The 24,807-nt window shown below is 71.8% G+C and carries 18 protein-coding genes; 15 read left to right on the top strand and 3 right to left on the bottom strand.

Annotated features, from left to right (window positions below; all coding sequences use genetic code 11):
* Window positions 1-53 precede the first annotated feature (53 nt).
* From AB5J73_RS46700 to AB5J73_RS46660, 9 genes are all read left to right on the top strand, one after another.
* Entirely contained in the window at window positions 54-1,163 is a 1,110-nt protein-coding gene (locus tag AB5J73_RS46700; RefSeq protein WP_370966438.1) for an inositol-3-phosphate synthase, read from the top strand.
* Window positions 1,148-1,987 (top strand): SCO3242 family prenyltransferase, encoded by an 840-nt coding sequence (locus AB5J73_RS46695; RefSeq protein ID WP_370966436.1) that lies wholly within the window; start codon window positions 1,148-1,150, stop codon window positions 1,985-1,987. The genes AB5J73_RS46700 and AB5J73_RS46695 overlap by 16 nt, the downstream gene beginning before the upstream one ends.
* Window positions 1,984-2,805: a sugar phosphate isomerase/epimerase family protein gene (locus tag AB5J73_RS46690; RefSeq protein ID WP_370966434.1), complete on the top strand. Its 822-nt coding sequence runs from the start codon at window positions 1,984-1,986 to the stop codon at window positions 2,803-2,805. The genes AB5J73_RS46695 and AB5J73_RS46690 overlap by 4 nt, the downstream gene beginning before the upstream one ends.
* Complete coding sequence (locus AB5J73_RS46685) at window positions 2,802-3,356, top strand: EboA domain-containing protein (protein WP_370966432.1); 555 nt, start codon at window positions 2,802-2,804, stop codon at window positions 3,354-3,356. The genes AB5J73_RS46690 and AB5J73_RS46685 overlap by 4 nt, the downstream gene beginning before the upstream one ends.
* Complete coding sequence (locus AB5J73_RS46680; protein WP_370966430.1) at window positions 3,356-4,207, top strand: TatD family hydrolase; 852 nt, start codon at window positions 3,356-3,358, stop codon at window positions 4,205-4,207. The genes AB5J73_RS46685 and AB5J73_RS46680 overlap by 1 nt, the downstream gene beginning before the upstream one ends.
* Complete coding sequence (gene eboE, locus AB5J73_RS46675; RefSeq protein WP_370966428.1) at window positions 4,204-5,331, top strand: metabolite traffic protein EboE; 1,128 nt, start codon at window positions 4,204-4,206, stop codon at window positions 5,329-5,331. Before AB5J73_RS46680 ends, eboE begins: the two co-directional genes overlap by 4 nt.
* Window positions 5,328-6,695 (top strand): alkaline phosphatase family protein, encoded by a 1,368-nt coding sequence (locus AB5J73_RS46670; RefSeq protein WP_370966426.1) that lies wholly within the window; start codon window positions 5,328-5,330, stop codon window positions 6,693-6,695. Before eboE ends, AB5J73_RS46670 begins: the two co-directional genes overlap by 4 nt.
* A 20-nt stretch (window positions 6,696-6,715) precedes the next feature.
* Window positions 6,716-7,717 carry a sugar phosphate isomerase/epimerase family protein gene (locus tag AB5J73_RS46665; RefSeq protein WP_370966424.1) on the top strand — a complete coding sequence of 334 codons (1,002 nt, stop codon included), beginning with the start codon at window positions 6,716-6,718 and terminating at the stop codon, window positions 7,715-7,717.
* A gap of 103 nt (window positions 7,718-7,820) precedes the next feature.
* Window positions 7,821-11,693, top strand: coding sequence for a carbohydrate-binding protein (locus AB5J73_RS46660; RefSeq protein ID WP_370966422.1), 3,873 nt, complete (start codon window positions 7,821-7,823; stop codon window positions 11,691-11,693).
* A 58-nt stretch (window positions 11,694-11,751) separates the two neighbouring features.
* Here the strand turns inward: AB5J73_RS46660 and xylA are convergent, their stop codons facing one another.
* Window positions 11,752-12,900, bottom strand: a complete 1,149-nt coding sequence (gene xylA, locus AB5J73_RS46655) for a xylose isomerase (RefSeq protein ID WP_370966420.1) — start codon at window positions 12,898-12,900, stop codon at window positions 11,752-11,754.
* A 100-nt stretch (window positions 12,901-13,000) separates the two neighbouring features.
* On the opposite strand from xylA, the gene AB5J73_RS46650 reads away from it, so the two are divergent.
* Window positions 13,001-14,164 (top strand): ROK family protein, encoded by a 1,164-nt coding sequence (locus AB5J73_RS46650; RefSeq protein WP_370966418.1) that lies wholly within the window; start codon window positions 13,001-13,003, stop codon window positions 14,162-14,164.
* On the opposite strand, the gene AB5J73_RS46645 is transcribed toward AB5J73_RS46650, so the two are convergent.
* Both AB5J73_RS46645 and AB5J73_RS46640 read right to left on the bottom strand, forming a co-directional pair.
* Complete coding sequence (locus AB5J73_RS46645) at window positions 14,152-15,546, bottom strand: discoidin domain-containing protein (protein WP_370966416.1); 1,395 nt, start codon at window positions 15,544-15,546, stop codon at window positions 14,152-14,154. The two genes, AB5J73_RS46650 and AB5J73_RS46645, sit on opposite strands and share 13 nt — an antisense overlap.
* A gap of 158 nt (window positions 15,547-15,704) precedes the next feature.
* Complete coding sequence (locus AB5J73_RS46640) at window positions 15,705-18,938, bottom strand: S8 family serine peptidase (RefSeq protein WP_370966414.1); 3,234 nt, start codon at window positions 18,936-18,938, stop codon at window positions 15,705-15,707.
* Window positions 18,939-19,173: 235 nt separating this feature from the next.
* On the opposite strand from AB5J73_RS46640, the gene AB5J73_RS46635 reads away from it, so the two are divergent.
* From AB5J73_RS46635 to AB5J73_RS46615, 5 genes are all read left to right on the top strand, one after another.
* Window positions 19,174-19,788: a TetR/AcrR family transcriptional regulator gene (locus AB5J73_RS46635; protein WP_370966412.1), complete on the top strand. Its 615-nt coding sequence runs from the start codon at window positions 19,174-19,176 to the stop codon at window positions 19,786-19,788.
* A 2-nt stretch (window positions 19,789-19,790) separates the two neighbouring features.
* Window positions 19,791-20,690: an ATP-binding cassette domain-containing protein gene (locus tag AB5J73_RS46630; protein ID WP_370966410.1), complete on the top strand. Its 900-nt coding sequence runs from the start codon at window positions 19,791-19,793 to the stop codon at window positions 20,688-20,690.
* Complete coding sequence (locus tag AB5J73_RS46625; protein WP_370966408.1) at window positions 20,687-22,249, top strand: ABC transporter permease; 1,563 nt, start codon at window positions 20,687-20,689, stop codon at window positions 22,247-22,249. Before AB5J73_RS46630 ends, AB5J73_RS46625 begins: the two co-directional genes overlap by 4 nt.
* A gap of 190 nt (window positions 22,250-22,439) precedes the next feature.
* Window positions 22,440-23,888, top strand: coding sequence for an amidohydrolase (locus tag AB5J73_RS46620; protein WP_370966406.1), 1,449 nt, complete (start codon window positions 22,440-22,442; stop codon window positions 23,886-23,888).
* Between the two features lie 193 nt (window positions 23,889-24,081).
* On the top strand, window positions 24,082-24,792 hold the full coding sequence (locus tag AB5J73_RS46615; protein ID WP_370966403.1) for a hypothetical protein: 711 nt from the start codon (window positions 24,082-24,084) through the stop codon (window positions 24,790-24,792).
* Window positions 24,793-24,807 lie beyond the last annotated feature (15 nt).

Below are 24,807 nucleotides of genomic sequence, written 5' to 3'. Positions count from 1 at the left end.
CGGGCGAGGAACCGCCGGTCGCGGGCTGATGTGCCGAACTGCTGGAGGAACTTATGGGGAAGATCGGTGTCTGGCTGATCGGTGCCCGGGGGTCGGTGGCCACCACCGCCGTCGCCGGGGCCGCCGCCATGCGCGCGGGACTGGCCGCGCGGACGGGCTGCGTGACCGAGCTGCCGGACTTCGCCGGGGCTGAGCTGCCCGGGCTGGGGGACCTGGTCTTCGGGGGGCACGACGTCGTCGACACGCCGTTGGTCAAGCGGGCCGAGCACCTGGCCGCGGCGGGCGTCCTGCCGTCGGCGCTGCCCGCCGCGGTGAGCGCGGAGCTGGAGGCGGCCGAGGCCCGGCTGCGCCCGGCGCCGTCGGAAGGCGGGCGGGCCGCGGCCGATCGGATCGTCGCGGACCTGACCGAGTTCCGGGCGGGTCTGGACCACGTCGTCGTGGTCAACGTCTCCTCCACCGAACCGCCGTGCGAACCGCACCCGGCGCACGCTTCCCTGGCCGCGCTGGAAGGCGCGCTGGAAACCCTGCCGCCGAGTGCGCTGTACGCCTACGCGGCTTTCCGCGCGGGCTGTGGCTTTGTCGACTTCACCCCGTCGACCGGTGCGCGCTTGCCCGCGCTCGACGAGCTGGCCCGGGTCACGGGGCAGCCGTACGCCGGACGCGACGGCAAGACCGGCGAGACGCTGCTGCGGTCGGTGCTCGCACCGATGTTCGCCCAGCGCGCGCTGAACGTCCTGTCCTGGTCGGGCACGAACCTGCTCGGCGGGGGTGACGGCGCCACGCTGGCCGACCCCGGGGCGGCGGCGAGCAAGAACGCGTCCAAGCAGCAGGTGCTTGCGCAGAACCTCGGCCGCGACGTCGACGGCGAGGTGCACATCGACTACGTCCCGGCGCTCGGCGACTGGAAGACCGCCTGGGACCACGTGCTGTTCGAGGGGTTCCTCGGCGCGCGCATGACGCTGCAGCTCACCTGGCAGGGCTGCGACTCGGCGCTGGCCGCGCCGCTGGTGCTCGACCTCGCCCGGCTGACCGGCAAGGCCTGCCGCGACGGCGTGGCCGGGCCGGTGGCCGAGTTCGGGTTCTTCTTCAAGGACCCCGCCGGCGAGGGGCCGCACGACCTGGCGTCGCAGTACGCGGCCCTGCGTGAGTGGGCGCACCGGTGAAGGCGATCGTCGAACTCGTCCGCGCGCCCGCCGCGCTGACCGTGCCCGGGGACGCCGTCGCCGGGGCCGCCGCGGCCGGCTGGCCCTTCGGCCGCCGCACGCTCGCGCTGACCGGCGCGTCCGTCTGCATCTACTGGGCGGGCATGGCGCTCAACGACTACGCCGACCGCCACCTCGACGCCATGGAACGGCCCGAGCGGCCGATCCCGTCGGGCCGCGTGTCGCCCGGCGCCGCGCTCGGCGTCGCCACCGGCCTGACCGCGGGCGGGCTGGGCATCGCGGCCGCCGCCGGGGGCAAACGGGCGCTGCGCGTCGCGCTGCCGCTGGCCGCGACCGTGTGGGCCTATGACTTCGTGCTCAAGGAGACCGCGTTCGGCCCGGCCGCGATGGCCGCCGCCCGCGCCCTCGACGTCCTGCTCGGCGCGGGCGGGGCGAAACCGGCGCTGCCGGCGGCGCTGACCGTCGGGGCGCACACCTACGCCGTGACAACGCTGTCGAGGTCGGAGGTGCACGGCGCGAAACCCGCGCTGCCCGCGGCCACCCTGGCCGCCACCGCCGGGGTCCGCGTCGCCGCCGGCCGCGTCGGGCCGCTGGCTTCGGCGCTGCTCGGGACGTACGCGCTGACCACCGGGCGCGCGCAGTACGACGCCGTCCGCGACCCGGCCGCGCCCAAGATCCGGCGCGCGGTCGGGGCCGGGATCCACGGCATGATCCCGTTGCAGGCCGGGCTGATCGCGCGGACCGGGGCGTGGCGTTCGGCGCTGGCCGTCGCGGCCGCGTTCCCGATCGCGCGGGCGCTGAGCCGGAAGGTGTCGCCGACATGAGGTTCGGGTACGGCACCAACGGCTTCGCCAACCACCGCCTCGGCGACGCCCTGCGGGTCCTGGCCGACCTCGGCTACGACGGCGTCGCGCTGACCCTCGACCACCAGCACCTCGACCCGTTCGGGCCGGACCTGGCCCGCCGCGTCGCGGCACTGGCGGCCGAGCTGGACCGGCTCGGGCTGGCCGTCGTGATCGAGACGGGCGCCCGGTTCCTGCTGGACCCGTGGCGCAAGCACTCGCCGACGTTCCTCGACCCCGGCCGCGAGCGCCGCGTCGAGTTCCTGACGCGGGCGGTGGCGATCGCCGCGGACCTCAACGCCGAAGCGGTGTCGTTCTGGAGCGGGAACAAGCCGGCCGAGCTGTCCACTGAGGACGCGTGGGCGCACCTGGTCGACGGGTGCGCCGACGTGCTCAAGGCGGCCGACGAGCACGACGTCAAGCTCGGCTTCGAACCGGAGCCCGGGATGCTCGTCGAAGACCTCGACGGGTACTTCGAGCTTTCGCGGCGGCTCGGTGACCCGGACCGGTTCGGGCTGACGCTGGACATCGGGCACTGCCGGTGCAACGAGTCCGCGTCCGTGCCCGACTGCGTCCGCCGCGCGCTGCCCCGGCTGGTCAACGTGCAGATCGACGACATGCGCCGCGGCACGCACGAGCACCTGGAGTTCGGGCGGGGCGAGATCGACTTCCCGCCCGTGCTGGCCGCACTGGCGCCGTACGCCGGGCTGGTGGCCGTCGAACTGCCGCGGGACAGCCACGCCGCCCCGCGGATCGCCCGTGAATCCCTCGACTTCCTGCGGAAGGCGGTGGCCGCGTGAACGCCTGGCTGGAAAAGGCACTGCTCGACGTCGCCGCGGACGCGACGGTCTTGCGAACGGTGTTCCCGGGCGTCGGCCGCCGGGTCGGCCGCGGCCCGTCGGAGACTCCCGGGTGGACGGTCGACGACGTGGCCCGCGTGGAGCTGCTGAAGGCGGCGCCCGGGGCCGCGGCGGAGCTGCCGGACCTCTACCGCTACGGCGACGCCGCCGAGAAGCGGGCCGTCCTGCGTGGACTGTCCGTCGTGGACACCGGGGACGCCGGGGACGCCGGGGTCGAACTGGTCGCGGACGCCCTGCGCACCAACGACACCCGCCTGGTGACCGCCGCGATGGGGGAGTACGCCGCCACGCACCTCGACGACGCCGCCTACCGCCACGGCGTCCTCAAGTGCGTGTTCATGGGCATTCCGCTCGCCGACATCGCCGGGCTCGACCGCCGGACCGACGCGGAGCTGCTGCGCATGATGCGGTCCTTCGCCGCCGAGCGCACCGCCGCGGGCCGCGACGTCCCCGCCGACCTCCTCCCGCTGCTGACCGAACAGGACGCCTGATGCGCATCTTCGACCCGCACATCCACATGAGCTCCCGGACCACCGACGACTACGCGGCCATGCACGCGGCCGGCGTCCGCGCGCTCGTCGAGCCGGCGTTCTGGCTGGGCCAGCCCCGCACGAACGTCGGCAGCTTCACCGACTACTTCGACGCCCTCGTCGGCTGGGAGCCGTTCCGCGCGAGCCAGTACGGCATCGCGCACCACTGCACGATCGCGCTGAACCCCAAGGAGGCCAACGACCCGCGCTGCGCCCCGGTGCTCGACCTGCTGCCGCGCTACCTGGAGAAGGACGGCGTGGTCGCGGTCGGCGAGATCGGCTACGACTCGATGACCGCCGAGGAGGACAAGGCGTTCGCGGCGCAGCTCGCGCTGGCGGTCGACCACGACCTCCCGGCGATGGTGCACACCCCGCACCGGGACAAGGCCGCCGGTACCGAGCGCAGCATCGCGGTCGTCCGTGAGTCCGGCATCGCGCCCGAGCGGGTGGTGCTCGACCACCTCAACGAGGTGACCGTCCGGCAGGTCAAGGAATCCGGTTCCTGGATGGGGTTCTCGATCTACCCGGACACCAAGATGGACGAAGAGCGGATGGTCGCGATCCTTCGCGAATACGGGACCGAAAAGGTGCTCGTGAACTCCGCGGCCGACTGGGGCAAGAGCGATCCGCTCAAGACCCGAAAGACCGGCGACGCGATGCTGGCCGCCGGGTTCACCGAGGACGACGTCGACCGCGTCCTGTGGCGGAACCCGGTCGAGTTCTACGGTCAGAGCGGCCGCCTTTCGCTGGAGAGCGAAGCGCCGGACGCCGAATTCGCGGGCAACTCGATCCTGCGGGGGGCGCGCAAGTGAGGTTCCGGCACCGCGACGGCACGCTCGTCCACCTCGCCTACTGCACCAACGTGCACCAGGCCGAGGACCTCGACGGCGTGCTCACCCAGCTGGCCCGCTTCGGCGAGCCCGTTCGCGACCGCCTCGGCGTCGACCGGCTCGGGCTCGGCCTGTGGCTGGCGCGCCCGGTGGCTTCGGAGCTGGTCGCGAACCCGGCGGCGGTCGCCCGGCTGCGTGGTGAGCTGGCCGCCCGCGGGCTGGAGGTCGTCACCTTCAACGGGTTCCCGTACCAGGGGTTCCACGACCCGGTCGTCAAGCACAAGGTGTACCGGCCGGACTGGTCGACGCCGGAACGCACGCAGTACACCCTGGACCTCGCGCGACTGCTCACCGAGCTGCTGCCGGACGACGCGGCCCGGGGCAGCGTCTCGACGTTGCCGCTCGGCTGGCGCACGGAATGGCGGGACGACCGCGGTCAGCTCGAGCTGCTGGCCAAGGGACTGGCGGAGCTGGCGCGTCCGGTGCGGGTGGCGTTCGAACCCGAGCCGGGGTGCGTCATCGAGACGACCGCGCAGGCCGCGGCCCTGCTGTCCGATGTGGACACCGAGCGGCTCGGCGTCTGCCTCGACACGTGCCACCTCGCGGTGGGCTTCGAGGAGCCGGCGGCCGCGCTGGCCCGGCTCGACGCCGCCGGGCTGGCCGTCGTCAAGCTGCAGGCGTCGGCCGCGCTGGAAGCGGCCTCGCCGAACGACCCCGCGACCCGCCGGGCGCTGGAGTCCTTCGTGGAACCCCGGTTCCTGCACCAGAGCAACGAAGGCGCCCCGCCGGGCGCCGACGACCTCGATCTCGCGCTGGCCGGCGGGCTCCCGGGCGAGGCTCCGTGGCGCGTGCACTTCCACGTGCCGCTGCACGCCGACCCGGCACCGCCGCTGACGTCGACCCGGCCGGTGCTGGCCGGGACGCTGGCCGAGCTGTTCGGCAGCGCCACCGCGCGCACCGACCACGTCGAGGTCGAGACCTACACCTGGCAGGTGCTCCCGGACGCACCCGCCGACGACGCCGGGCTGGTCGCGGGCATCGCGGCCGAGCTGGACTGGACCCGGCGTTCCTTGATCGAACTAGGCTTGGAAGAGGTTTCGGAATGAGTTTGCTCGTGCTCGATGTGGTCGGGCTGACCCCGCGGCTGCTGCCGCACATGCCCAACCTGCGCAAGATGGCCGAGCCCGGCTTCACCGCGCAGCTGGACACCGTCTTCCCCGCCGTGACGTGCTCGGTGCAGTCGACGTTCCTCACCGGCCTGCAGCCGGCCGAGCACGGGATCGTGGGCAACGGCTGGTACTTCCGCGACCTCGGCGAGATCTTCCTCTGGCGCCAGCACAACAAGCTCGTCCAGGGCGACAAGTTCTGGGACGCGGCCCGGCGCGCGCAGAACGGGCATCGCGTCGCGAACGTGTGCTGGTGGTACGCGATGGGCATGGACGTCGACCTGACGGTGACCCCGCGGCCGATCTACCACGCCGACGGCAAGAAGTCCCCGGACGCCTACACCCACCCGCCGCAGCTGCACGACCGCCTGGTCGGCGCGCTCGGCGAGTTCCCGCTGTTCACCTACTGGGGCCCGACGGCCGCGATCACGTCGTCGAAGTGGATCATCGCGGCGGCGCAGAAGATCATGGCGGAGGACAAGCCGGACACGACGCTGGTGTACCTCCCGCACCTGGACTACGACCTGCAGCGCTTCGGCCCGGACGCCCCGCAGGCCGCGGCGGCCGCGCGGGAGATCGACGCCGCGGTGAAGCCGCTGCTGGACCAGGCGGCCGCGGGCGGGCACACCGTCGTCGCGCTCTCGGAGTACGGCATCACCAACGCGAGCCGGCCGGTCGACATCAACCGGGCGTTGCGCCGAGAGGGCCTGCTCAACGTGTACGTCCAGGCCGGGATGGAGTACCTGGACCCGTGGACGTCGCGGGCGTTCGCGGTGGCCGACCACCAGGTCGCGCACGTCTACGTCGCCGACCCCGCCGACGTCCCGCGCGTGCGGGACATCGTGGCCGGACTGTCCGGTGTGGACGTCGTGCTGGATCGCGAGGGGCAGGCATCCGTCGGCATCAACCACGAACGGGCCGGTGAGCTCGTCGCGATCGCCGAGCCGGACGCCTGGTTCACGTACTACTACTGGCTGAGCGACGACCGCGCGCCGGACTTCGCGAAGACCGTCGAGATCCACCGCAAGCCCGGCTACGACCCGGCCGAGCTGTTCTTCGACCCGAACGACCCGGCGGTGAAGCTGAAGGCGGCGTCCGCGCTGGCCCGCAAGAAGCTCGGCCTGCGGTACTCGATGCAGGTCGTCCCGCTCGACCCGGCGCCGGTGCGCGGCAGCCACGGGCGGCTGCCGGACGCCCCCGAAGACGGCCCCGTGCTGCTGTGCTCGGATCCGTCGCTCGCGCGCGAAAAGATCCACGCCACCGAAGTCAAGGACCTGTTGCTGACGGCTATCCGGACCGAGTAGGACCCACCAGGAGGTCAGACATGGCACGACCGCTGACGTTGTTCACCGGGCAGTGGGCCGATCTGCCGTTCGAGGAGGTGTGCGAGCTGGCGAGCGGCTGGGGCTACGAAGGCCTCGAGATCGCCTGCTGGGGCGACCACTTCGAAGTGGACAAGGCACTCGCCGACGACGCCTACGTACCGGCGAAGCTCGAAACGCTGGCCAAGTACGACCTCAAGGTGTGGGCCATCTCGAACCACCTGGTGGGCCAGGCCGTCTGCGATCACCCGATCGACGAGCGGCACGAAGCCATCCTGCCCGCCCGCATCTGGGGCGACGGCGAACCCGAGGGTGTCCGGCAGCGGGCGGCGGCCGAAATGCAGGCCACCGCCCGCGCCGCGGCGAAGCTCGGGGTGTCCACTGTGGTCGGCTTCACCGGTTCGTTGATCTGGCACACCGTGGCGATGTTCCCGCCGGTGCCGCCGTCGATGATCGACCGCGGGTACGCCGACTTCGCCACGCGCTGGAACCCGATCCTGGACGTGTTCGACGAGGTCGGCGTCCGCTTCGCCCACGAGGTGCACCCGAGCGAGATCGCCTACGACTACTGGAGCACCGTCCGGACCCTGGAGGCGATCGGGCACCGCCCGGCGTTCGGGCTCAACTTCGACCCGTCGCACTTCGTCTGGCAGGACCTCGACCCGGCGGGGTTCCTGTGGGACTTCAAGGACCGCATCTACCACGTCGACTGCAAGGAGGCCCGCAAGCAGCTCAACGGCCGCAACGGGCGGCTGGGTTCGCACCTGCCGTGGGCGGATCCCCGCCGCGGCTGGGACTTCGTCTCCACCGGCCACGGCGACGTCCCCTGGGAGGACGTCTTCCGCATGCTCAACGCCATCGGCTACGACGGCCCGATCTCCATCGAGTGGGAGGACGCGGGCATGGACCGGCTCATCGGCGCTCCCGAAGCGCTCGAGTTCGTCCGCAAGCTCAACTTCGCCCCGCCCACCGCGGCCTTCGACGCCGCTTTCTCTTCGAAGTAGCGCTTCTGTTCAACGGGTGACCGCCAGCCCCGTCGGAAGGTGATCGAAACCGGCTTCGCGCCACTCCGGGGCGAAGCACGCTCAAAATCAGGAAGGAACCGGCATGTCTCCGTCCCCACCGAAGTGGGCGAGGCTGTTCGGCACCGCGTTGTTGGGTGCCGGTCTCCTGCTCACCGTCGACACCCCGGCTCGCGCGGACATCCCGCCCGCGGACTACCAGCAGGTCGCCCTCGCCACCGGCGCGGCCGAGCTGGGCGGCGAGGCGATGTCCCTGGCGGTCCTGCCCGACCGGTCGGTCGTGCACACCTCCCGCGACGGCACCGTCCGCGTCACCACCGCGGCCGGTGCGACGTCCGTCGCGGCCAAGCTGAACGTCTACACCCACGACGAGGAAGGTCTCCAGGGCGTCGCCGCCGACCCCGGTTTCGCGACGAACCGGTACGTCTGGCTGTACTACTCGCCGCGGCTGTCCACACCGGACGGTGACGCGCCGACCGACGGCACCGAGGCGGACTTCGCGCCGTTCAAGGGCGAGCTGCACCTGTCCCGGTTCGTCCTGAAGACCGACAACACGCTCGACCTGGCCAGCGAGAAGGTCGTCCTCAAGGTGGCCAACGACCGCGGCCAGTGCTGCCACGTCGGCGGGGACATCGACTTCGACGCCGCCGGCAACCTCTACCTCACCACCGGCGACGACACCAACCCGTTCTCGTCCGACAGCTACTCGCCGATCGACGAGCGGACCACGCGCAACCCGCAGTTCGACGCGCAGCGCTCGTCGGGCAACACGAACGACCTGCGCGGCAAGCTGCTGCGGATCCACCCGCAGGCGGACGGGACGTACACGGTGCCGTCCGGCAACCTCTTCGCGCCGGGAACCGCGAACACGCGGCCGGAGATCTACGCGATGGGCTTCCGCAACCCGTTCCGGATGAGTGTCGACAAGCCGACGGGCGTCGTCTACCTCGGCGACTACGGCCCGGACGCCGGCGTCACCAACCCCGATCGCGGACCGCAAGGGCAGGTCGAGTTCGACCGGATCACCGGGCCGGGCAACTTCGGCTGGCCGTACTGCACCGGCTCCAACACGACGACCGAGACGTACAACCACTACACGTTCCCGAGCGGCCCGTCCGGCGCGAAGTACGACTGCGCGGGCGGCCCGACGAACTCGTCGTTCCGCAACACCGGGCTCGCCAAGCTGCCGGTGCCGAAGGCCGCGTGGATCAAGTACGCGGGTGACGAGGGTTCGCCGCCGGAGTTCGGCAGCGGCTCGGAGTCGCCGATGGGCGGGCCGGTCTACCGGTACGACGCCGCTTCGACGTCCACGGTCAAGTTCCCGCAATCCCTGGACGGCAGGTACTTCGCGGGGGAGTACGGTCGCAAGTGGATCAAGGCGGTCACCGTCAACGCCGACGGGACCCGCGGCCCGATCGAGGACTTCCCGTGGACCGGCACGCAGGTGATGGACATGGCGTTCGGCCCGGACGGCGCTCTCTACGTCCTCGACTACGGCACCGGCAGCGACAACCAGGCGCTGTACCGGATCGAGTACCTCGCGGGCACGAACCGCAACCCGGTCGCGAAGGCCGTGGCCGACAAGACGTCCGGACCGAATCCCTTGACGGTCACCTTCTCGTCCGCGGGGAGCACCGATCCCGAAGGCGGGGCGCTGAGCTACCGGTGGGACTTCGGCGACGGCTCGTCGTCGACGTCGGCGAACCCGGCGCACACCTACACGACCAACGGCACGTACTCGCCGACGTTGACGGTCTCCGATCCGGAAGGGCTGACCGGCACGGCGAGCCTGGTCGTGACGGTCGGGAACACGGCGCCCACGGTCTCCTTGGGCACGCCGGCGGACGGGCAGCTGTTCTCCTTCGGTGACACCGTGCCGTTCCAGGTGACCGGCAGCGATCCGGAGGACGGGCCGCTGGACTGCTCGAAGGTCAAGGTGACGTACTTCCTCGGCCACGACAGCCACGAGCACCAGATCACGCAAGCGACCGGGTGCTCCGGCTCGATCGCGGTCCCGGTCGACGGGGAGCACGACGCCGCGGCGAACATCTACGGCGTCTTCGACGCGCAGTACACCGACAAGGGCGGGCTGACGTCGCACAGCGTCCGTAAGCTGCAGCCGCGGCACCGCCAGGGCGAGCACTTCTCGGCGCAGTCGGGGATCCAGCTCGCCGACCACGGCGCCGCGGAGGGCGGCCGGACGGTCGGGTACACCGACGACGGCGACTGGATCTCGTTCACACCGTACGCTCTGGGCAACGCCACTTCGATCAGCGCGCGGGTGTCTTCGGGCGGCCCGGGCGGGACGCTGGAGGTACGCGCGGGTTCGCCGACCGGCACCCTGCTCGGCTCGGCGGCCGTCGCCAACACCGGGAACTGGGACACGTTCGCCGACGTCACGGCGAACCTGGCCAACCGGCCGGCCGGTCCGACGACGCTGTACCTCGTGTTCAAGGGCGTGACCGGGCAGGGCAACCTGTTCGACCTGGACGCGTTCACGTTCACCACCGCGGCTTCGGCGATCGAGGGCGAGTCGTTCACCTCCGGTTCCGGTGTCCAGATCGCGCCGCACGCCGGCGCGAGCGGCGGCAACACCCTGGGCTACATCGAGAACGGCGACTGGGCCGGGTACGCGTCGGTGAGCACGGCGGGCGCGCGGTCCTTCACGGCGCGGATCTCGTCGGCCGGCGCGGGCGGGACGATCGAGATCCGCTCCGGTTCGGCCACCGGGACGCTGCTGGGCACGGTTTCGGTGCCCTCGACCGGGGACTGGGAGACGTTCCAGAACGTGACGGCGTCGGTGTCTAGTGGCTCGGGCCCGCTGTTCCTGGTGTTCCGGGGTGGTTCCGGTTCCCTCTTCGACGTCGATTCCTTTACGCTGAGCGGTATGCCGACCCAGGTGGATCCGTCGTACGACGTACTGGTGTTCTCCAAGACGGCGGGCTTCCGCCACGACTCGATCCCGGCGGGCAGCCAAGCCCTCCGTGAACTGGGTCAGGCGAACGGCTTCACCGTGACGGCGACCGAGGACGCGTCGGTGTTCACCGCCGCTTCGCTGGGTTCCTACGAGGCGGTGGTGTTCCTTTCGACCACCGGCGACGTCCTGGACGCGACGCAGCAGACGGTGTTCGAGTCCTATGTGGAGGGAGGTGGCGGCTACCTCGGCATCCACGCGGCGGCCGACACGGAGTACGACTGGCCGTGGTACGGGCAGCTGGTCGGGGCGTGGTTCAAGAGCCACCCGGCGATCCAGCAGGCCCGGTTCGTGACGGAGGACGGTACCCACCCCGCCACCGCGAACCTGCCGGCGGTGTGGACCCGCACGGACGAGCTGTACAACTACCGCACGAACCCGCGCGGCAGCGTCCACGTGCTCCAGACGCTGGACGAGTCGAGCTACACCGGTGGCGAGATGGGTGCGGATCACCCGATCACCTGGTGCCACCCGCAGGGGAGCGGCCGGGCGTTCTACACCGGCCTCGGCCACACGATCGAGTCCTATTCGGACCCGGTGTTCCGCACCTCGCTCCTGGGCGCGGTCCGGTACGCCGCCGGTGTGGCTCCGGCTTCGTGCGGCACGTCTTCATCCACAGTGGAGGGTGAATCGTTCACGTCGGGGTCGGGCGTCCAGATCGCGTCCCACGCCCCGGCGAGCGGTGGTCAGACCCTGGGCTACATCGAGAACGGCGATTGGGCCGGCTACGCATCGGTGAGCACGACCGGCCGCACGCACTTCAGCGCGGTCGTGTCGTCGGCGGGAGCGGGCGGCACGATCGAGATCCGCGACGGCTCGGCGACCGGACCCGTGCTGGGCACGGTAGCGGTGCCGAACACGGGCGGCTGGGAGACGTTCCAGACGGTCTCGACGACGATGACGGCCGGCTCAGGCCCCCTCCACCTGACCTTCCGGGGTGGCGCGGGTTCCCTGTTCGACATCGACACCCTGACGGTGTCGTAGAAGTCACGAGGGGCACCTTCATGGACACAAGAGCCATGAAGGTGCCCCTCGTGGCACGTCAGCGGACGCCGAGCAGGTGCTCGAGGGCCAGCTGGTTCAGCCGCGTGAAGTGGTAGCCGCGCGCGGCGGCCGCCTCGAGGTCGAAGTCGTCCTTCAACACGTCGTCGAACGTCTCGCCCGGGGCCAGCGTCGGCGTCGAAAGGTCCGGCACCCGCGAAGCCGCCAGGGCCTCCGCCACCTCCGGGTCCGAGCGGAACTTGGCCGCCTTCTCCTTCAGGATCAGGTAGGTGCGCATGTTCGCCGCCGCGGAGACCCAGACGTCGGACGGGTCCTCCGTGCGGAGCGGCTTGTAGTCGAAGTGGCGCGGGCCTTCGTACCCGCCGTTCTCCAGCAGGTCCACCAGGAAGAACGCGCTCTTCACGTCGCCGTGGCCGAAGATCAGGTCCTGGTCGTACTTCGGGCCGTGCTGGCCGTTCAGGTCGATGTGGAACAGCTTGCCCTGCCACAGCGCCTGCGAGATGCCGTGCACGAAGTTGAGGCCGGCCATCTGCTCGTGCCCGACCTCCGGGTTGAGGCCGAACATCTCGGACCGCTCCAGCTGGGAGATGAAGCCCAGCGCGTGCCCGATCGTCGGGAGCAGGATGTCGCCGCGGGGCTCGTTCGGCTTCGGCTCCAGCGCGAACCGCAGCGAGTAGCCCTTCTCCACGACGTAGTCCGCCAGCAGGTCGAGGCCCTCCTTGTAGCGGGCCAGCGCCGCGCGGACGTCCTTCGCGCCGTCGGACTCCGCGCCCTCGCGGCCGCCCCACACCACGTACGTCTCCGCGCCGAGCTCGGCCGCCAGGTCGATGTTGCGGCGGACCTTGCGCAGCGCATAGCGGCGGACGTCGCGGTCGTTGCTGGTCAGGCCGCCGTCCTTGAACACCGGGTGGGTGAACAGGTTCGTAGTCGCCATCGGCACGCGGAGGCCGGTCTCGGCCAGCGCCTTCTTGAACGCCTCGATCGCCTTGTCACGGTCCGGCTCGGTGGCCAGCAGGTCGTCGTCGTGGAAGGTCACGCCGTACGCGCCCAGCTCAGCCAGCCGGTGGACGCTCTCCACCGGGTCGAGCGGCGGCCGCGTCGCGATCCCGAACGGGTCGTTCGCGGGCCAGCCCACGGTCCAGAGGCCGAAGGTGAACTTGTCGGCCGGCCGGGGGGCGTAGTCGTCCATGACTGTCCCTTCATTTAGTTCACGTTGTAGACTAAATATGCGCCGTGGGGCTCCCGGGCGTCAAGGGGCCCGGTTAAAGTGCACGGCAGGAGGGGACACGATGACCCAGGCCGTCCGGCATGAGGAGATGCGCGCCCGCAACCTCGAGGTCGTGCTGGGCGCGGTCCACCGCGGCGGCGCGCTCACCCGCGCCGCGCTCGCCGAGGTCACCGGTCTGACCAAGTCCACGGTGAGCAAGCTCGTCGGCGACCTGGTCGACGCGGGACTGCTCGCCGAGACCGGGCCGGCGCGGGCGGGGGAACGCGGCCGGCCGGGGGTGGAAGTCGTGCTCAGCGGGGCCCGCGTGGCGTCGCTCGGGCTCGAAATCAACGTCGACTACCTCGCCGTGCGCGTGCTCGACCTCACCGGCGGCGTCCGGTTCGCCGCCCGCCGCGAGCGCGACAACCGCGGCTCGCGGCCGAAGAAGGTCCTGGGGGAGCTGCAGGCGCTGGCCACCGAGGCGCTCACCGAAACCCACCGGCTCGGCCTCGAGGTCGCGGGCGCGGTGCTCGCGGTGTCCGGCCCGGTCGGCGACGGCGTGCTCTTCAGCGCCCCCAACCTCGGCTGGCAGGACGTCCGCCCGGCCGACCTGCTGCGCCTGCCGGTCCCGGTCGAGCTGGACAACGAAGCGAACCTCGCCGCCCTCGGCGAGCTCTGGTACGGCGACGGCGAACGCGACTTCCTCTACGTCTCCGGCGAAGTCGGCATCGGGGCCGGCCTGGTCGTGAACGGCGCGCTGTTCTCCGGTGCCCGCGGCCTGGCCGGCGAGCTGGGCCACGTCGTGGTCGCGCCCCGGGGCCCGCTCTGCCGGTGCGGCGGAAGCGGCTGCCTGGAGACCTTCGCGGGCCAGGAAGCGTTGCTGGCGGCCGGGAACACGCCGACGTTGCCGGCCTTCGTGGCCGCCCTCGAAGCCGGCGACCGGGCGGCGCGGGACGCGTGCGCGGCCGCCGGGGAGGCCCTCGGCCTCGCCCTGACGTCGGCGGTGAACCTCCTGGACCTCGACCGCATCGTGCTGGGCGGAGTGTTCACGCAGCTGTACCCGTGGCTGTCCGAACCGGTGTCGGAGGTGCTGGCCACCCGCCTCGGCGGCCTCCGCGGCGAGCCGCCGGTGCTGACGGCTTCACGCCTCGGCGGCGACGCCGCGACGCTCGGGGCGGCGGGCCGGGTCGTGCACCGCGTGCTCGCCGAGCCGGCGCCGTTCGTCAACCGGGCTCAGGAAGCGTAAGCCTCCACTTCGGACACCTGACCCGCGGGCCACCCGGTGTTGCCGGTGAACGTCAGCCGCAGGTACCGGTCCGTGCTCGAAACCGGGATGGTCACGGTGTTCCCGGTCGCCGGGTCGAACACGTACCCGGCCGGGGTCCCGCCGTTCACCGCGATGGTCTGCGTCCGGGAACCCCACGACGGCGGGAGCTTCACCACCACGCGGCCGACCGCGGCCGGTGCCCCCAGATCCACGGTCAACGTCTGCGGGAACGCGTTGTTCGCGCTCTCCCAATAACTCGAGGCGTTCCCGTCGACGGCGTTCCCCGGCGGGTACCCGGCCTGCGACCCGCTCGCGGAGACCGGCCGCCCCCGCGCCAGGTCGACCGCCGCGGGCGGCGGCCCGCCGAGCTGGGCGGCCCAGTGGCGGGTCCGGTCCAGGTAAGCGGTTTCCGAGGCCGCGCCGGACGTCCCGTAGGCCCCGGCGAACGTCTCGTACCCCGCGGCGGGTGGCGAAGACCGCGCGGGCTCGATGACCGACCCTTCGTGCCATTCGTTGAACGACGTCACCGAAACCCAGTCGGCCTGCGAGGAAAGCGCGTTCTGCCACTCGCGGTCGTAGGTCGCGCCGTTGTCCCGCGACAGGGTCGGGGTCGTGTTGCCAGGGACCGCGCGGTCGTCGACGTACCCCGGACCCACCGAAGGCGCCCACACGAGCCCGTTCGCTTCGCAGTACGCACCCGCCTCGCGCCAGCCCGGCGCGGTGGCCCCGGCGATCGCGTCGTAGGTGTACATCCCGCCGAAGTGCGCGACCTTGCTCGTGTCGGTCGTCTGCGCCAGCACGATCGCCGACGAGCGCACCTGGTCCAGCGCCGTCCAGTCGGTGATCCGCAGGCTTTCGAAGACGTAGAACGCACCGCGGCCGCCCTCGCGGTAGAACGCGGGGCTCGAGCCGTACCGCCCGAGGAGGTAGTTCACGTCCGCCACCGTGGACGCCGCGGTCCGCCCGCTGTAGGGCTCGAGGTGCCACGCGACCCGGATCCCGTGCCGGGCGGCGGCTTCCAGCACGCCGGCCGCCAGACCGTCCTCATCGGACCCCTGACCCCACCAGCTGTACACGATCACGCCGGCACCGGACTGCTCGATCCAGCGCATGTGCTGCTCGACGGCGCCGGAGAAATCACCGGAGTCGTACGCGCCCAGCACGGGGTAGAAGTTCGCGCCGATGTCGGCCGGTGGCGTGTGCCCGCCCTGCACCCAGTGCCGGTAGCCGGTGGAAGCGCCGCCGTACCAAGGGTAGTAGAACAGGTGCGTCCGGCTCGAGAGCGCCGCCGCGTGCGCGACACCCGGCAAAGTGGCCGCCAGCAGGAGAAGCACGGAGAGCAGCGTCGAAATCCGTCGCATCGCCAACCCCTCGGTGGATTCGGAGTGTTCCAGACCATACGGACACCCGCCGGAAGAGGGCAACACTTCACCGGACATGCGCAAAATTGCGTCGGAAAGCCACCAGGAAAGCGAAAACCGCCCCGGGCGGGACCCGGGGCGGTTTCCGTTGAGCGGGACTAGCCGACGGCGTTGATCAGCACCAGCGAGGAGCCGACCGTGACACCGGTGTCGGTCTGCACGGTCAGCTGACCGCGCAGGGTCCGGCCCGCGGCGGGGGCGGCCGTGACCGTCACCGTCGCCGGCACCGTCCACGAGCTGCCCGACGCGTGCGCCGCGGTGGCGTCGGTCACCGCGACCGACCCGAAGGCCGGGTTGGTGAACACGTCGAGGTAGTCGTACTCGGTCGTGCCGGTGGGCACCGCGTACCCGTCGACCAGCGCGACCCAGACGCCCGCGGCCGGGTTGGCCACGGTCACCGACTCCTCGGAGTCACCGTCCGCGCTGACCGCCGCCTGCACGCAGGAGCCGGTCGTGCAGTTGTACAGCACCAGGTCGAGGTCGGCGCCGGTGTCGGACGTCTTGCCGATCGTGGCCGTCAGCGACGTCGAGCCCGGCGCCACCGCGATCTGGTACTGCTGCTGCGCGCCTTCGGCGATCGAGGGCCGCGCGACCTTCGCGCTGCCCAGCGTGGCGCCGTTCAGCTTGCCGGTGAACGCGCCGAGCGTGTTCTGCACGGTGTAGGACCGCGCGATCGGCGTGTTCAGCGTGGCCGAGGCGATGGTGTCCGGGTTCGGCGAGATCGCCGTGCCCAGCACCGAAGCCGACAGCTTGTACGCCGCATCGGCCACATCGGACGTCCGGCGCGCCTCGACGACGATCTCCCACACGCCCGGGAGCGGGTTGGCGATCGTGCGGCTGGTCGGCGTGCCACCGGGGCAGCCGGCACCCGCGTCGGGGAGGTAGCAGTACGTCGTGGACGTGCTGGCCTCGGCCGGGACACCGGTCGGGTCGTAGCGCAGGAACCGCACCTGGCCCTTGCCCGGGGCACCGGCACCGGCGTCCAGGTCCACCTTCAGCGCGCTGGCACCCTGCGGCACCCGCACGAAGTAGCTGGTCGCCTGGTTGCGGGCGATCTTGCCGGAGACGTCGACCTGGTAGCCCTTGGCCGCGGTGAACTCCTGCGGCGCGAAGACCGTGTTGAGGGTCTGCACGTCGACGCCGACGGTCAGCGGGTTGTCCAGGTACAGCAGCGCCGAGTGGGCGCCCGCGGCCTTCGGCTCGACCTTGACGTCGAACTTCACCGGCGTGTTGAGCGGCAGGACCACTGTGGACTTCGACGAGAACGTGCCGTCGTTGCCCGTCCACCGCGCGAAGTACGGCACCGGCTGCGCCGAACCCGTGGTGCGGGTGATCGTGTACGTGCGGGTGTAGGCCTTGCCCGTGGTCACGCCTTCGCGGTCGTGGATGCCCACGCCCGTGTTCGGGGTGGCCAGCAGGCCCGACAGCGCGGTGTGCACCTCGACCGACGTCGAAACGGCGTCCGGCTTAGGGTTCAGCGACAGCGCGACGAACGCGGCCGGGACGTTGAACAGGCCCGCGCCCTGGGCGTACGCGCCGATGCCCGGCACGAACCGCGCGGTCGACTTGATCGCGGCCCGCAGCTGCGCCACCGGCGGCCGCTGGCCCTTGTGCGTCGCCTTGTACGCGCTCACCAGCAGTGCCGCCGCGCCGGTCGCCTGCGGCGACGCCATCGACGTGCCCTGCAGCATCGCGTAGCCCGCGGGCAGGCCGTACGTGCCGGCCACCGGGCCCCCCGCTTCCCAGCGCGGGATGGTGGCGATCGCCGCGCCGGGCGCGATGATGTCCGGCTTGAAGCCGCCGTCCTCACGCGGGCCGCGCGAGGAGAACGGGTGCAGCGACTCGGCGTTCTTGGTGACCGAGCCGTAGTTCGACAGCCAGGTCTCCTTGGTGATGTACGAGCCGACCGAGATCGCGTCCGTGGCCACCGACGGGTCGCCGACGGTGTTCGCCCCGGCACCGCTGTTGCCGGCCGAGATGAAGATCTGGACGTTGTACTCGGCGATCGTGCGGTTGTAGAGCTCCGCGCGGGCGTTGTTGCCGTCGTTGAGCGCCGGCAGGCCGCCGATCGAGATGTTGATGACGTCGGCGCCGTGGCTGGCCGCGTAGACGACACCGTCGAGCAGGCCCGACGACGTGCAGGCGGTGCCGGTGAGGCAGACCTTGACGGCCAGGAGCTTCGCGCCCGGGGCCGCGCCGTCCATCTTGCCGCCGAAGAGGTCGTTCGCGGCGGCGATGCCCGCGACGTGCGAGCCGTGCTCGGCGCCGGCGATGCCGATGCCGACGTAGCCCGGCTTGTCGGTCTGGACCACGAAGGCCATCCGCTCGGCGACGTCGGTCGCCGGGTTGTCCGTGCCGAAGAAGCCGTAGTCGTACTTCTTGGCGTAGTCGGTCATCGGCTTCTCGTCGGTGAAGTCGCCGTTGCCGTTGAGGTCGACCCGGACCTCCTTGGTCGCCGGGTCGAGCAGCACGCCCCACGAGTCGGCGCGGTCGCCGTCGCGGTTGACGTCACCGCCGGTCTCGCTGTCCGCGGCGCCCAGGTCGCCGGCGGTCTCGCCGAACACGCCGAACGTGTACGGGCCGCCGGTGGCGGGCGCCGTCCAGGTCTTGCCGTTCGCGGTGAAGGTGCCGGTGTAGGTCTGTGTGGACTGCTTGACCCAGGTGCCGTCGCCGGAGTTGGTGGCGTTGGCGTTGTACCAGTCGACGATCTTGCGTTCGCCGTGGCTGGTGGTGGCCAGCGCGGGGGAGTCGAGGTCGACGCCGGAGTCGAGCACGGCGACCGTGGTGTCCTTGCCGTCCCAGTTGGGCAGGACCTGGCCGAACTGCGCCGCGTAGGTGTCCCCGGTCGGCAGGTACGGGTTGACGCGCGGGGTGTCCTTGCCCGGGGCCGGCTGCGGCAGCGGGGTGGTCGCGCCGTCGGGCTTCGGGTCGTCGCGCTGGATGAGACCGTCGACGTCGACGGCGTTGACGGACTTGAGCTTGGCGGCCTTTTCGGCCTTGTCCGTGGGGACGGTGACCTTGACGTAGTCGAGCTTGGTGTCGGTGGACTGGACGACGCCGCCGAGCGCCTTGAGCTCGTTCACGGCGGCACCGGTCTGGCCCTTTTCCGCCGCGATCAGCAGCGTGACGTCCGGTTTCCCGGCCTTTTCGGCTTCGGCGACGAGAGCGCGGTCGTGCTCGTCGAGGGTCTTGCCGTCGGCCGCGCCGGTCGAGGGCGGCGCTTGCTGGGCGGACGCCACGGGAACGGCGACGCCGAGGACGGAGGCGCCGAGTGCGGTGGCGAGGACGGTGATCCCGGCCCGCCGTCTCCAGCGCGATCTGTGCTGTGTCACTGAAACGACCCTTCGTGAAGATGTGCGTCCGTGCAGTACACCGTGTGGGATCTTCGTCAGCAATAAGACAGTTAGCCCAAAGACCGCAATTGGTTGCGAGCCGAATGGCCTAACCGGCTGACCGGTTAGGCGGCAACCGGAAGCCGCACTTTCACGTGAAAGTGCGGCCTTGCTATACATGCGTATAGGGGGCTACATTCTCGTGTAGTCGACTACACGCACGTATAGTACGGGCATGAGCACCGAAGACCTCACCGCGCGGGCCCGGATCCGCGACGCCGCCATCCGGCTGTTCACCGAACGCGGCATGGACAAGACGTCGATCCTGGACATCGCCGAGGACGCCGGGGTGTCGGGCGGGCTCATCCGCCACCACTTCGGCTCGAAGGACGGCCTGCGCGAGGCCTGCGACGCCCACGTCTTCGACGAGCTGCTCAAGTTCAAGGAGGAGGTGCTGGCGAAGGGGGCCGCGAACCCGGGTTTCCTCCCGACGTTCGACGCCCGCCAGCTGCTGTACCGCCGGTACCTGGGCCGCGCGATGATCGACGGCTCCGAAGCCGCGGCCGCCCAGTTCGTGGAGATCGTCGACGGCACCGAGCGCTACTTCCGCGAGCAGGGCATGGACCTGCCCGACCCGCGGGGCGTCGCCGCCGCGCTCGCCGCGATGACCGGCGGGCTGATGATCCTGCAGGACCACGTCGCCCGCGCGCTCGGCGAGGAGCCGGGCACGAACGAGGCGATGCTGCGCATGTCCCTGGCCGCCGGGCACCTGTTCCTGAACCCGCTCGGCGACGGCGAAATCCTCGAAAAGGCCCGCGAAGCGCTGGCCGCCTACGAACGGAAGGGATGACGATGGCCGACGCGATCACCGCCGACGGCCTCACCAAGGCGTTCGGCCGGACGAGGGCCCTCGACGGGCTCGACCTGACCGTCCACACCGGCGAGGTGCACGGGTTCCTCGGACCCAACGGCGCCGGCAAGACCACCACGATCCGCGTCCTGCTGGGGCTGATGCGGGCCGACGGCGGCCGCGCCACCCTGCTCGGGGGCGACCCCTGGACCGACGCGACCGAGCTGCACCGGCGGCTCGCGTACGTGCCGGGCGACGTCACCCTCTGGCCCAACCTCACCGGCGGCGAGGTCATCGACCTGCTCGGCCGGCTGCGCGGCGGCCTCGACGTCAAGCGGCGCGCGGAACTGGTCGAGCGGTTCGACCTCGACCCGCGCAAGAAGGGCCGGACGTACTCGAAGGGCAACCGGCAGAAGGTCGCGCTCGTCGCGGCGCTGGCGTCCGATGTGGAGCTGCTGGTCTTCGACGAGCCGACGTCCGGGCTCGACCCGCTGATGGAAGAGGTGTTCCGGCAGGTCGTCGACGAGGAGCGGGACCGCGGCGACCGGACCGTGCTGCTGTCCTCGCACATCCTGTCCGAGGTCGAGGCGCTGTGCGACCGCGTCACGATCATCCGGGCCGGCCGCACCGTCGAGTCGGGCACCCTGGACGAGCTGCGGCACCTCGGCCGGATCACGATCGACGCGTCGCTCGCGCACGTGCCGGCCGGCCTGTGGGCGCTGCCGGGCGTCCACGACCTGAGCTCGTACGGCTCGCACGTCCACCTGTCCGTCGACCAGCCCGCGCTCGCGGACGTGATGCGGCACCTGGCCGACGCCGGGCTGCGGAACCTGGTCAGCCGGCCGCCGACGCTCGAGGAGCTGTTCCTCCGCCACTACGAGCCGGCCGGAGCGGCGCGATGACCGGGACCTTCGCGCTGCTGCGGGTGGTGCTGCGCCGCGACCGGCTGCTCATGCCGCTGTGGATCGTGTGCCTCGCGGCCGCGCCGATGGGCTACCTGTCGTCGATCGAAGCGGCGTACCCGGATGCGGCGTCACGGCAGCACTTCTACGACCTCAACGCTTCCAGCGCGACGTTCGTGGTCCGCAACGGCCCGCTCTACGGCTCTTCGGTGGGGAACCTGCTGGCTTGGCAGTGCGGGTTCGTCCCGGTCGTCGCCGGGCTGATCGCGCTGCTCACCGTCGTCCGGCACACCCGGGCCGAGGAGGAGGCGGGCCGCCGGGAGCTGACCGGCGCGACCGTCGTCGGGCGGCACGCCGGACTCGCGGCGGCGGTGCTCGCGGCCTGCGGCGCGTGCCTGCTCTACGGCCTGGTGGTCGGGGCCGGCCTGGCCGCGGAGGGCGCCCCCGTCGCCGGTGCGCTGGCGCTGGGTCTGGGGTTTTCCTTGTCCGGCTGGGTGTTCGCCGGGGCCGGCGCGGTCGCGGCGCAGCTGACGTGGGGGGCGAGCGGCGCGCGGGGCATCGGGATCGGCGTGCTGGTCCTGGCGTTCCTGCTGCGCGCGGCGGGCGACAGCAGCGGCTCGGCGGGCTGGCTCTCGTGGCTGTCGCCGATCGGCTGGGCGCACCGGCTGCGGCCGTTCGCGGGGGAGCGGTGGTGGGTGCTCGCGTTGGGTGTGGTCGCGACCGCGTCGCTCTTCGGGGTGGCGGTCCTGCTGTCGGCACGCCGTGACCTCGGCGCGGCGCTGCTGCCGGCCCGGCCGGGGCGGGCGACGGCCAAGGCGTCCCTGCGCTCGCCGTGGGCGCTGGCGTGGCGGCTGCAGCGGGGGACGCTCGTGGTCTGGACCGTCTGCCTGGCGCTGGTCGGGCTGCTGATGGGCGGGGTCGCGCAGAACGTCGCGGAGATGATGCGCGAGAACCAGGCCGTCGCGGACGTCCTCGCCCGGATGGGCGGCGGGGGCGGGGTGGTGGACGCGTACCTGGCCGGCACGATGACGTTGTTCGGCTTGGCGGCGGCGGGGTACGCGGTGCAGGCGACGCTGAAGCTGCGTGCGGAGGAAGCGGCCGGGCGCGCGGAACCGGTGCTGGCGACGGCGGCCGGCCGGCTCGGCTGGGGACTCGGGCACCTGGTCTTCGCGCTGGCCGGCTCGGCGTTCGTGCTGGCGGTCACGGGACTGGCGACCGGCTTGGCCTACGGGAGCGGCGCTTCCCTGGTCCCGGCGGCGCTGGCCCAGGTACCGGCGGTGTGGGTGCCGGCGGGCCTGGCCGCGGCGCTGATCGGTTTCTTGCCGCGCTTCGCGGCGGCGGCGTGGGGGCTGCTGGGCGCGTTCCTGCTGCTGTCCCTGGTGGGGTCGGCGTTGCAGTGGAACGAGGCGGTGCTGGGGATCTCGCCGTTCGCCCACCTGCCGCGCCTCCCGGGCGGGACGTTCTCGCTGGCCCCGGTCCTGTGGCTGGTCCTGATCGCGGCGGCGGCCGGCGCTTTCGGCTTGATCGCGTTGCGGCGCCGGGACATCCCGGTCGGCTGAAAGCCGTGACGTCGAGCGGCAACCGAGGGAGTCGAACCCTGCGCGGCTTGTGAAGGCGGCGCCCATGGACCGGCCCTGACCCTTCGGCGGGCGACGGCTGCCAGTGTGTCCAACAGTAGCTATTACCCGTCTCATTCCCATCTCAAGCCGTGCTTCACCCGGATGGGTCCGGGCTGGCAAGGTAAGCGGCATGGATGATCTCCTGCTGCGCCGCGTGCGCCCCGGGCTCGGCGGCGAGCTCGCGGACGTCCGGGTGAACGACGGCCGCGTCACGGCGATCACCGAGCCGGGGGCGCCCGGGTTCGCCGCGCGGGTCGTCGACGGCCACGGCGGGACGCTGCTGCCGGGCTTGGTGGACGCGCACGTCCACGTCGTGCAGTGGGCGACGTCCCGCCGCCGGATCCCCCTGGACGCGGCGCGGTCGGCGGGCGAGGCGATCGAGCTGCTGCTGGCGCACCTGCTGGCGACGCCGGCCCCGCAGTCGGAGCTGGTGGTGGGCGCGGGCTTCCGCGACGGGCTGTGGCCGGACCTGCCGCACAAGGACCTGCTGCAGCGGGCGCTGCCCGGGCGCGCGGTCGCGTTGTTCAGCGCGGACCTGCACACGCTGTGGCTCAGCCCGGCGGCGCTGAAGCTGATCGGCCGCGACCACCCGACCGGCGTGCTCCTGGAGAACGACTGCATGAGCGCGACGGCCCAGCTCCCGACGGCCGCGATCGACGTCCAGGACGAGTGGGTGGCGGAAGCGGTGGCCGCGGCGGCCGCGCGCGGGGTGACGCAGATCGTCGACTACGAGTACGCGGACACCGTCGCGGACTGGACGCGCCGCGGCGCCCCGGCGGCCCGGATTTCGTGCGTGATCGCCCGGCACCTGCTGGACCAGACCATCGAGCGCGGCCACCGGACGGGCGACGTCCTCCCGGATTCGGGCGGGCTGCTGACGGTGGGCCCGTTCAAGCTCTTCGTGGACGGATCCCTCAACACGCGCACGGCTTACTGCCACGACCCCTACCCGGGCGGGGATTCCCCCGGCCTGCTCGAACTCCCGCCGGCCGAGCTGGTTCCGCTGCTGGACCGCGCTTTCGCGCACGGGCTGATCCCGGCGGTCCACGCGATCGGCGACCAGGCGAACACGATCGCGCTGGACGCGTTCGAAGAGGTCGACTGCCCCGGCCGGATCGAGCACGCGCAACTGCTTTCGCCCGCGGACGTCCCGCGGTTCGCCGAGCTGGGCGTGATCGCGGCGGTCCAGCCGGCCCACCAGCCGGACGACCGCGACGTCGCCGACCGCCATTGGCACGGCCGGACGTCCCGCGCGTTCCCGTACCGCTCGCTGCTGGAATCGGGTGCCCGGCTCGAATTCGGATCGGACGCACCGGTGGCACCGCTGGACCCGTGGGACGGAATCGCCTCGGCGATCTCCCGCACCGACGACGACCGCCCGCCGTGGCACCCGGAGCAGGCGATCTCGTTGCCCGACGCGCTGGCGGCGTCCTCGGGTGGCCGCCGCGGGGTGTCGGTGGGTGACGTGGCCGACCTGATGGTGACGGCAGCGGACCCGTCGGGGCTGTCCCCGGCGGACCTGCGAGCCCTCCCGGTGACGGCAACCATCCTCGGCGGGCACGTGACGCACCTGGTCTGACCGGCCACGAATAGGACGTGCGGCGGGAATTTCCGGACCGGCGCACCGCGCCGCTGGCAAATACCGGCCGAAATTCCGGTCCCGTAAAGAAATCGATCCGATTCGGCCTGCCTGGTGTGCGCCGGTGCTTTTCGGCGCACGCTTTGTGTCCAGTTCCGCGAAAGCAGGTGGCCGGATTTCCGGCACAACCGCGGTGTGGCTGGTCGGAGTGCTCGTCGTCGTCATCCTCGTCGCGGCTTTCGTTCCCCTGTTCTACGACCTCATCAAGGCGGTCAAGTGGCGCAAGGAGCTCACCGACTGGCTGACGAGCGGGAAGATCCTCCGCCGTGAGGACCTGTTGGCCGTCCTGCGGTTGATCGCCCGCCCGCGCGGCACCGTGAACGCCGCCCGCACGACGATCGCCTACCTCATCGTCGCGCTGGTCGCCGCCGCGCTCGGCGTCACCGTCTTCTCGGCCGCCGACGACGCGCCCGACCTGCGGAAGACGATCGTCGCGTCCGTGCTGACCGTGCTCAGCCTGGTCATCGGGTTCTACTTCGGGTCACGGACGGCCCAGACCGCCATCGAAGCCCAGAACACGCCGGGCGCCGGGCCGGCGGGCCCGGGTGGGGTGCCGCCGGTCGTCACCGGTGTCGATCCCGACTCGGCGTCCAGTGGTGCCGTGACCGTGACGGGGACCGGGCTCGCGGACGCGACCATCCTTTTCGGGACGCTCCCGGCGACCCCCATCGGCCCGCCGGGAAAGACGCAGGCCGTCGTGGCCGTGCCGGTCTGGCCGGCGGGCTACCCCCTGCTCGTCCACGTCGTGGCCGAAACGGCGGCGGGGACCTCCGAGCGGACCGACAAGACGAAGTTCACGTACTCGCCGACCGTGTCGAGCAGTTCCGCGGTCGTCGGGCACTGATCCCGACGCCCGGGG

The sequence above is a fragment of the Amycolatopsis sp. cg9 genome (assembly GCF_041346945.1).
Lineage (GTDB): Bacteria > Actinomycetota > Actinomycetes > Mycobacteriales > Pseudonocardiaceae > Amycolatopsis.
The sequence above is the reverse complement of the archived record's forward strand: the minus strand, read 5'-3'. Positions and strand labels throughout refer to the sequence as shown.

Bases quoted from the DNA above. Each gene is read 5' to 3' on its own strand.
- AB5J73_RS46700 (WP_370966438.1), top strand. From the start codon at position 54: ATGGGGAAGATCGGTGTCTGGCTGATCGGTGCCCGGGGGTCGGTGGCC.
- AB5J73_RS46690 (WP_370966434.1), top strand. From the start codon at position 1,984: ATGAGGTTCGGGTACGGCACCAACGGCTTCGCCAACCACCGCCTCGGC.
- AB5J73_RS46680 (WP_370966430.1), top strand. From the start codon at position 3,356: ATGCGCATCTTCGACCCGCACATCCACATGAGCTCCCGGACCACCGAC.
- AB5J73_RS46670 (WP_370966426.1), top strand. From the start codon at position 5,328: ATGAGTTTGCTCGTGCTCGATGTGGTCGGGCTGACCCCGCGGCTGCTG.
- AB5J73_RS46665 (WP_370966424.1), top strand. From the start codon at position 6,716: ATGGCACGACCGCTGACGTTGTTCACCGGGCAGTGGGCCGATCTGCCG.
- AB5J73_RS46660 (WP_370966422.1), top strand. From the start codon at position 7,821: ATGTCTCCGTCCCCACCGAAGTGGGCGAGGCTGTTCGGCACCGCGTTG.
- xylA (WP_370966420.1), bottom strand. From the start codon at position 12,900: ATGGACGACTACGCCCCCCGGCCGGCCGACAAGTTCACCTTCGGCCTC.
- AB5J73_RS46650 (WP_370966418.1), top strand. From the start codon at position 13,001: ATGACCCAGGCCGTCCGGCATGAGGAGATGCGCGCCCGCAACCTCGAG.
- AB5J73_RS46645 (WP_370966416.1), bottom strand. From the start codon at position 15,546: ATGCGACGGATTTCGACGCTGCTCTCCGTGCTTCTCCTGCTGGCGGCC.
- AB5J73_RS46635 (WP_370966412.1), top strand. From the start codon at position 19,174: ATGAGCACCGAAGACCTCACCGCGCGGGCCCGGATCCGCGACGCCGCC.
- AB5J73_RS46630 (WP_370966410.1), top strand. From the start codon at position 19,791: ATGGCCGACGCGATCACCGCCGACGGCCTCACCAAGGCGTTCGGCCGG.
- AB5J73_RS46625 (WP_370966408.1), top strand. From the start codon at position 20,687: ATGACCGGGACCTTCGCGCTGCTGCGGGTGGTGCTGCGCCGCGACCGG.
- AB5J73_RS46620 (WP_370966406.1), top strand. From the start codon at position 22,440: ATGGATGATCTCCTGCTGCGCCGCGTGCGCCCCGGGCTCGGCGGCGAG.